The following is a 14,093-nucleotide window of genomic DNA, read 5'->3' on the forward strand; positions in this document are numbered from 1 at the left end:
CCCCCGCACACCTCGCCCCCATCCCCGACCCCGAGCAGGGGAAGGCGGTGGCCGCGCTCGACCGTGCGCACGTGTTCCACTCCTGGTCCGCGCAGGACCAGATCGCCCCGCTGCCGGTCGCCGGGGCGGCCGGGTCCCGGTTCTGGGACTACGAGGGCAACAGCTACCTCGACTTCGCCAGCCAGCTCGTCTACACCAACATCGGGCACCAGCACCCGAAGGTGGTGGCCGCGATCCAGGAGCAGGCCGCGAAGCTGTGCACGATCGCCCCGGCGTTCGCCAACGACAAGCGGGCCGAGGCTGCCGAGCTGATCACGAACCACGCGCCGCAGGGCCTGAACCGGGTGTTCTTCACCAACGGCGGCGCCGACGCGATCGAGAACGCGGTGCGCATGGCCCGGGTGCACACCGGCCGGCCCAAGGTGATGACGGCGTACCGCTCTTACCACGGCAACACCGCCACCGCGATCACCATGACCGGCGACCCGCGCCGCTGGGCGAACGAGAGCGCCGGGCACCGCGACGGCAACGTGCTCAAGTTCTTCGGCCCGTACCTGTACCGGTCCGCGTTCTACGCGAGCACCGAGGCGCAGGAGAGCGAGCGGGCGCTGGCGCACCTCGAGCAGCAGATCCAGCTCGAGGGCCCGAACACCATCGCGGCGATCGTGCTCGAGACCGTGGTGGGCACCAACGGCATCCTGATCCCGCCGCCCGGCTACCTGGCCGGGATCCGGGCGCTGTGCGACCGGTACGGCATCCTCTACATCGCCGACGAGGTCATGGCCGGCTTCGGCCGCACCGGCACCTGGTTCGCGGTGGACAACTGGAACGTCACCCCCGACCTGATCGCCTTCGCCAAGGGCGTGAACTCCGGCTACGTCCCGCTCGGCGGCGTGATCGTCTCCGACCACGTGCACGACACCTTCCGCAACCGCGCCTTCCCGGGCGGCCTGACCTACTCCGGCCACCCGCTGGCCTGCGCCGCGGCCGTGGCCACCATCAAGACGATGGAGGAGGAGGGCATCGTGGAGCACGCCGCCTGGCTCGGCGAGAACGTGCTCGGCCCCGGCCTGCGGGAGCTCGCCGAGAAGCACCAGAGCGTCGGCGAGGTCCGCGGCCTCGGTGCGTTCTGGGCCCTCGACCTGGTCAAGGACCGCGAGACGCGGGAGATGTTCGTGCCGTACGCGGCGGCGGGCGCGGACGCCGCCCCGATGAACGCGGTGATGGCCGAGGCCAAGAAGCACGGCGTGTGGCCGATGCCGCACTTCAACCGGCTGCAGATCACCCCGCCGCTGAACCTGACCGAGGACGAGGCGCGCGAGGGCCTCGCCGGCATCGACGCCGCCCTCACCGTGGCCGACAGCTACCTGTGATCGGCTGAGCCGTCCTCAGCGCTGTCAGCGGCCCCCGCGTCCCCGGTTATCCCGGCAGACCCGGGGGCCGCTGCCTGCGGTTTCAGGCCGCGGGCTTCAGGCGAAGTCAGGCCGGCGCTTCTCGGTGAAGGCCCTGATTCCCTCGACCCGGTCCGGCGAGAACGCGGCGACCCGCCAGGCCGCGTCCTCGACCTCGAGTCCGGCGGCCAGCGGCACGTCGAAGCCGGTGCGCAGGGCGTGCTTGGCCCGCCGCACGGCGATCGGGGAGTTGGCGGCGATGGCCGCGGCCAGCTCGAGCCCGGTGTCCAGGGCGCCGGCGCCGCTCTTGGCGGTCCGGTCGACGATGCCCAGGGTGCAGGCCTCGGCGTGGCCGACGTGCCGGCCGGTGTAGATCAGGTCCGCGGCCCTGGCCAGGCCGATCCGGCGCGAGAGCAGCTGCGTCCCCCCGCCCCCGGGCACCAGCCCGACGCTCGTCTCGGGCAGCCCGAACACCGCGCCGGCGTCGGCGGCGATCAGGTCACAGCACAGCGCCAGCTCGAACCCGCCGCCGAGGGCGAACCCGCCGACCGCGGCGACGGCCGGCATCGGCAGCTCGCGCACCGCGTCGAACAGGGCGCGCAGGACCGCGCGCTGCGCGTACATCTGGGCGTCGGTGAACCCGTCGCGCTCCTTGAGGTCCGCGCCCACGCAGAAGGCCCGGCCCCCGCTCGAGGCCAGCACCACGGCGCGGGTCGAGGGCTCGGCGGCCAGCGCGCGCAGCCGCTCGGTCAGTTCCAGGGCGAAAGCCGTGCTGATCGCGTTGAGCGCCTCCGGCCGGTCGAGCAGCACCACCGACACCGCGCCGTCATGGCGCACTTCGATCATTGCCATCCGACCAGTCTGCCAGCGACGCCCCACCCTGGGCCGATGCGCCACGGGAGTAGGGAATCTACGCTGAGTCCTGTGAAGAGCCTTCGCCAACTGAGCAGCGTCGTCTTCGGCCCCGGCTTGCGCTGGTTTCGCCTGCTGCTCACCGTCCGCCTGATCGGACAGTTCGGCGACGGCGCCTTCCAGGCCGCCCTGGCCACCTACGTCGTCTTCTCGCCGCAGAACGCGGCCACCCCGACCAAGGTGGCCGAGGCCTTCGCGGTGCTGCTGCTCCCGTTCACCGTGGTCGGCCCGTTCGCCGGGGTGTTCCTGGACCGCTGGCGGCGCCGGCAGATGCTGCTGTGGGCGAACCTCACCAGGGCCTTGCTGGTGCTGGGGGTGGCCGCGTGCGCCGCAGCGGGTTCGGCCGGGCTGCTGTTCTACCTGCTCGCGCTGGCCGGGTTCTCGGCGAACCGGTTCATCCTGGCCGGCCTGTCCGCGGGCCTGCCGCACACCGTCACCGGCAAGCAGCTGATCATCGCCAACGCCGTCTCCCCCACCCTCGGCACGCTGGCCACGACCATCGGTGCCGGGGTGAGCGTGGTGGTGCACGCGGTGGCCGGGCGGGGCTCGGGCTCGGTGGCCGGGGTGCTGGTGTGCACGGCCGGCCTCTACGCACTGGCCGGGATCTTCGCCCTGATGATCCCGGCGCACGCGCTGGGCCCGACGAACACGGCGCGCACGCCGCTACGCTCGGCCTTCGGCAGCGTCGTGCGCGGAGTGGCGGCCGGAGCCAGGCACGTGCTCGGACGCCCGGCCGCGGGCCGTCCGCTCGCGGCCATCGCGGTCAGCCGGTTCTGCTACGGCGCGGTGACCATCATGACCCTGCTGCTGTTCCGCAACAGCTTCAACAATCCGCACGACACCAACGCGGGCCTGGCCGGGTTCGCCTTCGCCGTGGGCGTCTCCGGAGTCGGCTTCGGCCTCGGCGCGGTGGCCACCCCGCTGGTGGCCAGGCGCACCAGCCTGCACCGCTGGATTCCGTTGTGCCTGGCCGGATCCGGCGTCGTCGAGCTCGCCTTCGGCGCGCCGTTCCGGGAACTGCCGCTGCTGATCGGCGCGTTCCTGCTCGGATTCTTCGCGCAGGGCCAGAAGATCAGCACCGACACCCTGGTGCAGCGCACCGTGGACGACGCCTTCCGCGGCCGTGTGTTCGTGTTCTACGACATGCTCTACAACGGCGCGTTCGTGGTCGCCGCCGCGTTCAGCGCGGCCGCGCTGCCCTTGGACGGCAAGTCCTTCGTCGTACTCGGCGTCGTCTCCGGGGCCTACCTGCTGGCCGGGCTCTGGTACGCGCTGCGCCGGCCCCAGGAGCCGCTCAGCCCGCGCCCTGAGCCGATTCCGGCTGACGAGCCCACCACTCCCGCAGTTCCGTGACCGCGCGCTCGTGTTCCATCGGGCCCTCGTCGAGGCGCAGTTCGAGCAGGAACTTGTAGGCCCGCCCGACCACCGGTCCCGGCCCGATCCCGAGCAGCTCCATGACCTGGTTGCCGTCCAGGTCGGGGCGGATCGCGTCGAGCTCCTCCTGCGCCTTGAGCCGCTCGATCCGCTCCTCGAGGTCGTCGTAGGCGGAGGCGAGCGCCGCCGCGCGACGGCGGTTGCGGGTGGTGCAGTCCGAGCGGGTGAGCTTGTGCAGCCGGTCGAGCAGCGGCCCGGCGTCGCGCACGTAGCGCCGCACCGCCGAGTCGGTCCACTCGCCCTCGCCGTAGCCGTGGAAGCGCAGGTGCAGCTCGACCAGGTGCGAGACGTCGTCGACGAACTCCTTGGAGTACTTCAGCTCCCGCAGCCGCTTACGCGTCATCTTCGCGCCCACCAGCTCGTGGTGGTGGAACGAGACCCCGCCGCCCTGCTCGAACTTCCGGGTGCGCGGCTTGCCGATGTCGTGCAGCAGCGCGGCCATCCGCAGCACCAGATCGGGCCCGTCCTGCTCCAGCGCCATGGCCTGCTCGACCACGATCAGCGTGTGCTCGTAGACGTCCTTGTGCCGATGGTGCTCGTCGATCTCGAGGCGCAGCTTGGGCAGCTCGGGCAGGAACTGGTCCGCGAGCCCGGTGTCGACCAGCAGGCCGAGGCCGATCCGTGGGTGCGCGCCGAGCAGCAGCTTGGAGAACTCGGCCTGGATCCGCTCGGCCGAGACGATGCCGAGCCGCTCGGCCATCTCCCGCATCGCCGCGGCCACCTCGGGCGCCACGGCGAAGTCGAGCTGCGAGGCGAACCGGGCCGCGCGCAGCATCCGCAGCGGGTCGTCGGTGAACGAGTCCTCGGGCGCGGCGGGCGTGCGCAGCACCTTGCGGGCCAGGTCCTCGATGCCGTGATGCGGGTCGACGAAGACGAGTTCGGGCAGCTTCACGGCCATCGCGTTGACGGTGAAGTCGCGGCGCACCAGGTCGCCCTCGAGCGAGTCGCCGTAGTCCACGGCCGGCTTGCGCGACTCCCGGTCGTAGGCCTCGCTGCGGTAGGTGGTGATCTCCAGCTTCAGCCCGTCGCGCTGGCAGCCGACCGTGCCGAAGGCGATCCCGACGTCCCAGACCGCCTCGGCCCAGGGCTTGACCAGAGCCAGGATCTGCTCCGGCCGGGCGTCGGTGGTGAAGTCGAGGTCATCGCCGAGCCGGCCGAGCAGCGCGTCCCGGACCGAGCCCCCGACCAGCGCGAGCTCGTGCCCGGCCGCGGCGAAGCGCTCGCCGAGTTCGCGGGCGACGGGGTTGAGCTGAAGCAGGGCGAGCGCGGCCGCGTGCTTGGGATCCGGAACAGAGCTAGACACGTCAACCTAGGGTAGTTGGCCCAGGCCCGTGCCTCGGCACGGTCACTGGCCGTAGTGCTCAGTCGACCACTCCAGCGCCCCTAGGATGCTCCCTGTGATCCGGCTCTCCCTGACTCACCGTACGGTCCGCGTCTGGCTCGCCCTGGCGCTGGTGGCGAGCGTATCCGTGTACGGATTCACGCGATCCGAGTCGGCCGAAGCCGCGCAGTCCGGCAGTCTGAGCCTGACCACGATGTCGCCGATGGTGGCCACCTCCTCGGCCCAGACGGTGAAGCTGGGCGGCCAACTGAAGCTGCCCTCGGGGCAGAGCTACAGCGACGTCATAGTGCAGCTGGACATCATGCCGGTGCAGTACCAGTCGCAGATGAGCGAGGCGGCCGGCAGCAGCACGAACGAGCAGCAGCTCTCCTCGGTGCAGGACGATCTCGGCACCGTCTCCGGCACCAGCACCTGGTCGCTGAACACCACCGTGCAGGAGATGGGGCTCGACCCCGGCACCGTCTACGCGCTCGACGTCGAGGCCTGGTCGGAGGGCTCGCAGCCGCTCGGCTCGGTGCGCACGTACCTGCCGTACCAGATCACCGAAGGCTCCTCCTCGTTCACCGCGACCCAGCTGGCCGTGCTCGTGCCGGTCACCGCGACCCCGACCCTGGACGGCTACCAGTACCAGCCCAAGGACGGCTCGACCCTGGACGAGATCACCTCGGACCAGCTGACCACGGAGATGGGCGAGAGCGGCAGCCTCTACAAGCTGCTCGCCGACGCGCAGGGGCTCAAGAACGTCGACCTGTCCTGGGCGGTGGATCCGGACCTGCTCGACACCGCTGCCCAGATCGAGGGCGGCTACTTCATCACCAGCGGCGACTCCACCGACGACCAGCCGGGATCCGGCGCCGACAGCGTCGCGGCCTGGCTCAAGCTGGCCAAGACCGTCCTGGCCAAGAACGGCGAGCTGTGGGAGCTGCCGTCCACCGATCCCGACCTCGGCTCCCTCTCGCACGTCTCGAACACACAGGCGGAGCAGTTCGTGAGCGCGGCGGTCAAGGCGACGGCGGCGAGCACCACCCTGAGCGAGGACACCGGCCGCAGTCCGAAGGGGCTGCTCGCCTGGCCGGCCGGCGGCCAGGTCAACTCGACCACGCTCAACCTGGCCCAGTCGATGAGCCCGACGGCCGTGGTGACCGCCTCCGACTCGGTCGGCCTCTCCGTCCCTGACGGCCAGTACACTCCGACCGGCCGGGCCTCGATCAGCGGCAAGGGCAACATCGTCGTCTCCGACTCCAGCCTCGACGCGATCATGTCGGGGGACTCGGTCGACGCGAGCTACGTGGCCGCGGGTTCGAACGCGACCACGCTCGCCCAGCAGCGGCTGCTGGCCCAGACCGCGCTGATCGCGCGGGAGGAGCCGAGCCTGAGCAGCGCCCGCACCCTCCTGGTCGAGCTGCCGCGCTCCTCGGCCCAGTCGGACAAGGACATCGCGGTGCTCTCGGCCCTGTCCGAGGCCAACTGGACCCGGTCGGCCTCGCTCTCCACGCTGCTCGACACCGCGCCCGACGCCAAGGCCGGCACGGGCAAGCTGACCCGCTCCGCCGCGGTGACCAAGACGGACCTGACCACGAACCAGCTCGACCAGGCGGTCAGCCTCTCCTCGCAGCTCTCGCTCTACCAGTCGATCCTGGCCGCCCCCGACACCACCGACGGCCTGGCCCAGGCGGTCGAACGCACCGTCTCGACCAGCTGGCGCGGCTTCCCGTCCGACTGGTCCGCCTTCAGCGCCGCGGTACAGCGCCGGCTGACCCTGCAGATGGGCCAGGTCTACCTGATCCAGAAGTCCGACCTGACCATGTCGGGCACCAGCGGGTCGATCCCGTTCACGATCCACAACGGTCTGAGCCAGCGGGTGATACTCGGGCTGAAGTTCTCCATGAAGCCCACCGGCCGCCTGGACATCGAGACCGTTCCCACGGTGGAGATCCCGGCCCACAGCAGTCGCACGGTCCAGGTGAAGGTGACCTCGCGCTCACCCAGCGCGACGATCCAGGTCACCGCGTACCTGGTCAACCCCGCCGGTGCGCACTACGGTGACGCGGAGAGCAACGGATCGCAGACTCTGCAGGTCAGCGTCACCTCGATCGGTTTCGTCGCCCTGCTTCTGTTCGCCGGTTCAGCTGCTCTTCTGGTGGTCGCTGTAGGGTTGCGTATCTACCGGGGTAGGAGAGGCTCGCGGAAGGACCAGGGAACCCGAGAGGGTGACTGAGCGACCTGGTTGCGCCGCGGGCGCGCAGAACCCTGGACAATGAAGCACGAGCGCTCGGCGTGGGTCCGCGCGTACCGGCCGTCTTGGGCCGTGTGGCACAGGAGGAAACCGAGCGATGTCAGGGTGGCACGAGGGCGACGGGTCCCGGGGACAGGATTACGTCTCCGAATACCGCTCCGACCAGCAGCCCGGACCCCAGCAGCCCACCCGATTCCACGCTCCGTACCAGCCTGATCGCCGTCAGCAGTCGGCCGGCGGCGGGCATGAGCCGCACACCGACGAGTGGTACACCGCCACCCGGTACGCCGAGCAGGACCTCTGGTACCCGGAGATACCGCAGGACGAGGCCCCCGAAGCCCGCGCGATGCGCCGCGAGGCCTACGCCGAGGCGGTCGACGCCACCCGGTTCAACCTGCCCGTCTTCGGCACCGCGTTCCTCGACCCCACCTCGCTCCAGCAGCTGATCCCGCCGCGCCGCGGCCAGGTCCAGGGCCCGGGCACCCGTCCCGGAGACCTGACCGAGGTCGGCGTCGCGGTCGAGGAGCCGCAGGAGGCGGCGAAGGTCAGCGTGTCCAAGGCCAGCCGGATCATGGCCATGGGCACCATCGTCTCCCGGGTCACCGGCATCGTGCGCACCTCGCTGATCGTGGCGGCGCTCGGCACCGGCGCGCTCTCCGACTCCTTCAACGTCGGCAACAACCTGCCGAACATGATCTACGCGATCGTGGCCGGCGGCGCGGTCAACGCGATCTTCGTGCCGCAGCTGGTGCGCGCGATGAAGGACGACCGGGACGGCGGCCAGGCGTTCATCGACCGGCTGCTGACCCTCACCATCGTCTTCCTCGGCTCGCTCACCGCCCTGGCGGTGATGGCGGCGCCGCTGCTGGTCGACCTCTACGCGGGCGGCTACACCGGCGCGCAGCGCGAGGCGACGGTCAACTTCGCCCGGTACTGCCTGCCGCAGATCATCTTCTACGGCCTGTCCGTCATGCTCGGCCAGATCCTCAACGCCAAGGACAGCTACGGGCCGATGATGTGGACGCCCGTGCTCGCCAACGTGGTGCAGATCGCCACGTTGGGCGCGTACCTGTGGATCGTCAACGGCGTGGCCAACACGCCGCAGACGATCACCGGCGGTGAACAGCTGCTACTCGGCTTCGGCACCACCCTCGGCATCGTGCTCCAGGCGGTCACGCTCATCCCGTACCTGCGCGGCGTGGGGGTGACCTACCGGCCTCGCTTCGACTGGCGCGGCACGGGCCTGGGCAAGTCGATGACGCTGGCCAAGTGGACCCTGGCGACCGTCGGCGTGAGCACGGTGGTGAACTGGGCCGTCACGTTCATGGCCACTTCGATGGGCTCGCGCCCGCACAACAACGACGCCGGCGTGGGCTACTCGGCCTACTCGAACGCGATCACCCTGTGGATCCTGCCGCAGTCGGTCATCACCGTCTCGATCGTGACGGCGCTGCTGCCGCGGATGAGCCGGTACGCGCACACCGGCGACAAGGGGGCGGTGGGCGACGCGATCTCCTACAGCCTGCGGGCCACCGGCGTCGCGATAGTCCCGTGCGCCTTCGCGTTCCTCGCCTTCGCCCAGCAGATCGTCTCGATCCTGCTCGGCCACGGCAACATGACGCCCGAGCAGTCGCACAATCTGGGCTACATGCTCATGGCCTTCAGCCTCGGCCTGATCCCGTACTCGGCCCAGTTCGTCATGCTGCGCGGCTTCTACGCGTACGAGGACACGCGCACGCCGTTCTTCATCTCGCTCTGGATCGGCGCCGCCAACGCCGGGCTGGCCTGGCTCTCCTACGTGCTGCTCGGCAACACCAAGTGGGCCGTGGCCGGCATGTGTGTGGCGTACTCGGTCTCGTATCTGGTCGGCCTGGTCATCACCGCCGGGAAGCTCAACGGCCTGGTCGGCGCGTTCGACGGCCGGCGGGTGCTGCGCGTGCACGTGAAGCTGTGCGTGGCGGCCGGAATCGCGACCGCGGTCGGCGGCCCGGTGGGCATCTACGTGACCGACATGCGCGGCGCCGGCACCATCGGCGCGATGGCCGGACTCGCCTCCGGCGGTGCGCTGTTCCTGGTCGTCTTCCTCCTGATCGCGCGCGCGATGCACGTCCAGGAGCTGAATTCCTTGTTGGGAACGGTGAAAGCGCGCCTCGGCCGTTAGCACTAGCATGGGGCGGGAACGGATCGACCGAACCGCCGCAAGGAAACCGTGAGGGAGGGCCGTGGCTGCCCTGGCCGAAACCCCCGACGAGAACCCGACCGACGAGAACGTGTCGGCCGGGCAAACGTGGTCCGCCGGGCGCCGTCTCGGCGGTCGCTATCGTCTCGAAAGGCTCGTGCGCGGCTTCGGCGGCAGTCACTCGCCGGAACCACAGCTGTGGGTCGGAGTCGACGAACTGCTCAACCGCAAGGTCGGGGTCGACCTCATCGCGGCGGAGCATCCGCTGCTCGAGGAGGTGGCCCGCGCGGCCCGGGACGCGGCCGCGGTGCCCGACGCCCGGTTCGTCCAAGTGCTCGACGCGGTGCGCGACGAGGACCTGCTCTACATCGTCACCGAGTGGGTGCCGGGCGCCGAACAGCTGTGGGAGCGCCTGAACGAGGGCCCGCTGTCCCCGGCCAAGGCGACCGCCATGATCCGCGAGGCCACCGAGGCGATGGTGCGCGCACACGAGGCGGACGTCGCGCACGGCGCGCTCAACGCGGCCACCCTGCTGATCACCGCGACCGGCCAGGTCAAGCTGCGCGGCCTGCTGGTCGAGGCGACCTTGAGCGGCGTCTCACCCGAGGCGCTCGAGCCCGAGGCCCGCTACGCCGCCGACGTGCTCGCGCTCGGCCGGATCTGGTACGCCGCACTGACCGGCCTGTGGCCCGAGGCGCAGGGCGATCTCCCGCTCCTGCCGGCGCCGCGGGACGAGTCCGGCGACCGCCCCTACAGTCCGGCCCAGATCAGGGCCGCGGTGCCCAAGCAGGTGGACACGGCCGTGCGCCGCACCCTGGGCATCGGTGATCCCGAGTCTGCGCCGACGATCACCACGGTCAAGGAGCTGGCCGACGTCATCCGCGCGCTGCCGAGGCTGCACGACGAGACGGCGGAGCCGACCTCGGTGCTACCGCGCAGCCGCTCGCGCTCCACCCCGCCCGCGCCCGCCGCGGCGACCACACGGCTGGACCCGCGCAGCCCGCGGGACGCCGCGCACTCCTGGGCTCCGCCCCAGGGCTCGGGCGGCTCCGGCGGCCAGGGCGGATCGGCGGGCACCGCGTTCTGGCGCCGCCGCGGCGTGCTGGCCGTGGCCGGCTGCGCGGCACTGGCCCTGGCCACGCTGGCGGCCTTCCAGTTCGGCGGAAACGGCGACGGCGCGGCCGCGGCCCAGTCCACCGGCACCGGCAGCACGCCCTCGGTCGGCACGGTCACCATCCCGGCCGGCACAGTCGGCAGCCAGCTGTCCATCGCCAGCGCCACGGTCTGGGACGAGCAGGCCTCACAGAGCTCGATAGACGCCGCCAAGTCGGCCTTCGACCCGACCTCGACCACCGGCTGGAAGACCACGACGCAGCTGGCGACCCACTTCAGCGGCACGTACCCCGGCGGCAGCGGGATAGGCCTGATCTTCGACCTGTCCGGGTCGCACGAGGTGGACGAGGTCAAGTTCCAGATCCCGTTCAGCGGCGCGACCGTGGAGGTGCTGACCGGATCGAACGCGTCCGACGCCTCCCCGACCTGGTCCTCGACCTCCGGTCCGAAGGGCTACTCCGTGCAGGCCACGCAGTCCTCGGCCCCCGCGGGCCAGGACATCGTGCTCAAGTTCGCGCCGGTCACCACGCAGTACGTGATGCTCCTGTTCACCACGCTGTCCTACCAGCAGGCGGTGACCTCGTCGAAGACCCCGGCGGGCTATCGGGACGGACTGATAGACGTACGCGTCTATGGCGCCTGACGAGCAGGCCGACCTCGACTGCCTGCGCAGGCATCTCGCGGGCGACCGCGAGGCCTTCGGGGAACTGCTGGCGCGCCACCGCGGCCGGATGTGGGCGGTGGCGCTGCGGACTTCGGGCAACCCCGAGGACGCCGCGGACGCGTTGCAGGACGCGGCGCTCTCCGCCTTCCGCGCCGCCGGGAACTTCCGACGCGACTCGTCCGTGGGCACCTGGCTCTACCGCATCACCGTGAACGCCTGCCTGGACCGGCGGCGCCGGGCGGCCGTGCGCCCGACCGTGCACTATCCCGATCCGGAGTCGCCGGTGTGGCGCGAGGCCGTCACCGATCCCGTCGACATGGCGGAGCAGCGCGACTTGCGCCTGGTGCTCGAGCAGGCACTGGCCACCCTTCCGCTGGAGCAGCGCGCCGCAGTAGTCCTGGTGGACGTGCAGGGTCTGCCGGTGGAGGAGGCGGCGCGTGTGCTCGGAGTGCCGTCAGGGACGGTCAAGAGCCGCTGTGCCCGCGGCCGGGCCAAACTCGCCGGAATACTCAGGGACTCGGGAATTCCACCGAGACGAGGGAACCCGTCACCGGATCGTGACGTCTCAGTACAGATCAACCCGAGAACGGCGGCGCCGGTCGAGTCGACGGCCGCCCCGGAGAACAGGGAGCGGGGTGCCCGGTGAGAAACCCACAGGAGCCTCGTGACGGCGTGGCCGGACACCTCGGCGACGAAGATTTGTCGGAGTGCGCATTCAGCCCTGAGCAGGCCTCTGCGGACGCTGTGGAGCACGCTGCGGGCTGTACCGAGTGTGCGGCGCGCGTCGAGGAGCTGCGCGGGATACTCGTGGCGCTGGCCGATCTGCCCGAGCCGGAGATCCCCGCGAACGTGCTCGCGCGTCTCGACGCGACGATCGAGCAGGCTTGGCAGGAAGCCGACGAGACGGCGCTCGCACTCTCGCGCTCCGCACAGCGGCGCGAGAAGCAGAACTGGTGGCGGCGACTGGCCGTGCCGATCACCGCACTCGCCGTGTTCGCCGGCGCCCTGGTCGGAGTCGGCTATCTGATCACCCGGGCCGGTTCTGGCGCCACGACCGCTGCCGCCTCCTCCTCGGGCGTGACGAGCGCCGGCACCGGCGCCGTGCCCGAAGCCGGGGCTAACGCGGACCCGACCCTCACCGCGATGGCCCGCGCGGCCCTCGGCCCTGAGCTGTTCAACGGCAGCGAAGCCGGGCCGGCCGCGCGCAAGCCCACCGCGCCGACGGCCTCGATGAACGCGGACTCGAAAGAGGTCTGCGACGCGCCGGAGAAGTCCGGCTTCACGGTCGAGACGATCGTGGCCGAGACCTACGCCGGCCGCGACGCGAGGCTGGTCGTCTACCGGGACGACAAAGAGCCCGCGGACAGCACCACGTTCTACGTGGTGCTGTACGCGGGCTCGTGTCCGATCGGGTCGAGCGCGGTCCTACTGGACCAGGGGCTCGTCTCGCTCAGCCGTTGATCAGCCGATGAAGTCTTCGAGGTCCTTGAGCAGGGCGCGCTTCGGCTTGGCGCCGACGATCGTCTTGACCACTTCGCCGTTGACGTAGACGTTGAGCATCGGGATGTTCAGCACGCCGTACTTGGCGGACACCTCGGGGTTCTCGTCCGTGTTCAGCTTGACGATCTCGAGCTTGTCTCCGTGCTCGGTGGCGATCTGCTCCAGAATCGGCGCGATCATGCGGCACGGGCCGCACCACTCGGCCCAGAAGTCGACGAGGACGGGCTTGTCGCTCTTGAGGACCTCCCCGTCGAACGTCGCATCGGTGACCTGCTTGAGCGCCGACATCTGCGGCCTCCTTCGTGAGAAACGGCTCTGTGGGTGGAACGTCAGGACTGGCGGGTGGATTCCGCGTGCTCCTGAGCGGCGAGGAAGCGCTCGGCGTCCAGCGCCGCCGAGCATCCGGTGCCGGCCGCGGTGATCGCCTGCCGGTAGACGTGGTCGACGACGTCGCCACAGGCGAAGACGCCCTCGAGGTTGGTCCGAGTGCTGGGCGCGTCGACCTTCACGTAGCCCTCGTCGTCGAGGTCGATCTGACCGGCGAACAGATCGCTGCGCGGCTCGTGCCCGATCGCGATGAACAGGCCGTCGGCCTTCAGGTCGCGCTCGTCACCGGTGACGGTGTCGCGCAGCCGCAGTCCGGTGACCCGGTCCTCGCCGAGGATCGCGGAGACCTCGCTGTTCCAGGCGAACGAGATCTTCGGGTTGGCGAAGGCCCGCTCCTGCATGATCTTGCTGGCACGCAGCTCGCTGCGACGGTGCACGACGGTCACGCTCTCCCCGAAGCGGGTGAGGAAGGTGGCCTCCTCGAGGGCGGTGTCGCCGCCGCCGACGACCACGATCTCCTTCTCCCGGAAGAAGAACCCGTCACACGTGGCACACCACGAGACGCCGTGTCCGGACAGCCGCTTCTCGTCCGCGAGGCCGAGTTCACGGTAGCCGGAGCCGGTGGCGATGATGACCGTCTTGGCGAAGTGCTCGTCGCCGTTGCCGTCCACCACCCGCTTGACCGGTCCGTCCAGCTGCGCCTCGATGATGTCGTCGGTGACGAGCTCGGCGCCGAACCGCTCGGCCTGCTTGCGCAGCCCGTCCATGAGGTCCGGCCCCATGATGCCGTCCGGGAAGCCGGGGAAGTTCTCGACTTCAGTGGTGTTCATCAGCGCGCCGCCCGCGGTCACCGAACCCTCGAACAGGAGCGGCTTGAGCCCGGCCCGGGCGGTGTAGACCCCGGCGGTGTACCCGGCGGGCCCGGAACCGATGATGATGACGTTCCGGACTTCGCTTCCCTCTGGTACCTGCACGGCCTGCTGCCCTCTTTCCGA

The 14,093-nt window shown here is 70.7% G+C and carries 11 protein-coding genes; 7 read left to right on the plus strand and 4 right to left on the minus strand.

Annotation, left to right across the window (positions count from 1 at the left end):
• The first annotated feature begins 20 nt into the window (after nucleotides 1–20).
• Nucleotides 21–1,373, plus strand: a complete 1,353-nt coding sequence (locus tag KDL01_RS13795) for an aspartate aminotransferase family protein (RefSeq protein ID WP_212528886.1) — start codon at nucleotides 21–23, stop codon at nucleotides 1,371–1,373.
• Nucleotides 1,374–1,469: 96 nt separating this feature from the next.
• On the opposite strand, the gene KDL01_RS13800 is transcribed toward KDL01_RS13795, so the two are convergent.
• Nucleotides 1,470–2,243, minus strand: coding sequence for an enoyl-CoA hydratase/isomerase family protein (locus tag KDL01_RS13800; protein ID WP_212528863.1), 774 nt, complete (start codon nucleotides 2,241–2,243; stop codon nucleotides 1,470–1,472).
• 72 nt (nucleotides 2,244–2,315) lie between these two features.
• On the opposite strand from KDL01_RS13800, the gene KDL01_RS13805 reads away from it, so the two are divergent.
• Nucleotides 2,316–3,656, plus strand: coding sequence for an MFS transporter (locus tag KDL01_RS13805; RefSeq protein WP_212528864.1), 1,341 nt, complete (start codon nucleotides 2,316–2,318; stop codon nucleotides 3,654–3,656).
• Here the strand turns inward: KDL01_RS13805 and KDL01_RS13810 are convergent.
• Nucleotides 3,598–5,040, minus strand: coding sequence for a CCA tRNA nucleotidyltransferase (locus tag KDL01_RS13810; RefSeq protein ID WP_212528865.1), 1,443 nt, complete (start codon nucleotides 5,038–5,040; stop codon nucleotides 3,598–3,600). The genes KDL01_RS13805 and KDL01_RS13810 overlap by 59 nt on opposite strands.
• Nucleotides 5,041–5,134: 94 nt before the next feature.
• On the opposite strand from KDL01_RS13810, the gene KDL01_RS13815 reads away from it, so the two are divergent.
• The 5 genes from KDL01_RS13815 (at nucleotide 5,135) to KDL01_RS13835 (ending at nucleotide 12,732) form a co-directional block, all read left to right on the plus strand.
• Nucleotides 5,135–7,297: a DUF6049 family protein gene (locus KDL01_RS13815; protein WP_212528866.1), complete on the plus strand. Its 2,163-nt coding sequence runs from the start codon at nucleotides 5,135–5,137 to the stop codon at nucleotides 7,295–7,297.
• 115 nt (nucleotides 7,298–7,412) lie between these two features.
• Entirely contained in the window at nucleotides 7,413–9,476 is a 2,064-nt protein-coding gene (gene murJ / locus KDL01_RS13820) for a murein biosynthesis integral membrane protein MurJ (protein ID WP_212528867.1), read from the plus strand.
• A gap of 61 nt (nucleotides 9,477–9,537) precedes the next feature.
• A complete protein-coding gene (locus KDL01_RS13825) occupies nucleotides 9,538–11,250 on the plus strand; it encodes a protein kinase family protein (RefSeq protein WP_212528868.1) in 1,713 nt (570 codons plus the stop codon).
• Complete coding sequence (sigM, locus tag KDL01_RS13830) at nucleotides 11,240–11,917, plus strand: RNA polymerase sigma factor SigM (RefSeq protein ID WP_212528869.1); 678 nt, start codon at nucleotides 11,240–11,242, stop codon at nucleotides 11,915–11,917. Before KDL01_RS13825 ends, sigM begins: the two co-directional genes overlap by 11 nt.
• Before the next feature lie 98 nt (nucleotides 11,918–12,015).
• Nucleotides 12,016–12,732, plus strand: coding sequence for a hypothetical protein (locus tag KDL01_RS13835; protein WP_212528870.1), 717 nt, complete (start codon nucleotides 12,016–12,018; stop codon nucleotides 12,730–12,732).
• Here KDL01_RS13835 and trxA read toward each other — a convergent pair whose 3' ends face one another.
• Both trxA and trxB read right to left on the minus strand, forming a co-directional pair.
• Nucleotides 12,733–13,059 carry a thioredoxin gene (gene trxA, locus KDL01_RS13840; protein WP_212528871.1) on the minus strand — a complete coding sequence of 109 codons (327 nt, stop codon included), beginning with the start codon at nucleotides 13,057–13,059 and terminating at the stop codon, nucleotides 12,733–12,735. It lies immediately after the preceding gene.
• 41 nt (nucleotides 13,060–13,100) lie between these two features.
• The gene (gene trxB / locus KDL01_RS13845; protein ID WP_307846308.1) at nucleotides 13,101–14,072 is read right to left on the minus strand and encodes a thioredoxin-disulfide reductase; all 972 of its coding nucleotides are present in this window, start codon (nucleotides 14,070–14,072) and stop codon (nucleotides 13,101–13,103) included.
• Between the last annotated feature and the right edge of the window lie 21 nt (nucleotides 14,073–14,093).

The sequence above is a fragment of the Actinospica durhamensis genome, from assembly GCF_018139695.1.
In the GTDB taxonomy this organism is placed as follows: domain Bacteria; phylum Actinomycetota; class Actinomycetes; order Streptomycetales; family Catenulisporaceae; genus Actinospica; species Actinospica durhamensis.

What these genes read in the sequence shown, in the direction of transcription:
- KDL01_RS13800 (WP_212528863.1), bottom strand. Translation starts at nt 2,243, where the DNA reads ATGGCAATGATCGAAGTGCGCCATGACGGCGCGGTGTCGGTGGTGCTG.
- murJ (WP_212528867.1), top strand. Translation starts at nt 7,413, where the DNA reads ATGTCAGGGTGGCACGAGGGCGACGGGTCCCGGGGACAGGATTACGTC.
- sigM (WP_212528869.1), top strand. Translation starts at nt 11,240, where the DNA reads ATGGCGCCTGACGAGCAGGCCGACCTCGACTGCCTGCGCAGGCATCTC.
- trxA (WP_212528871.1), bottom strand. Translation starts at nt 13,059, where the DNA reads ATGTCGGCGCTCAAGCAGGTCACCGATGCGACGTTCGACGGGGAGGTC.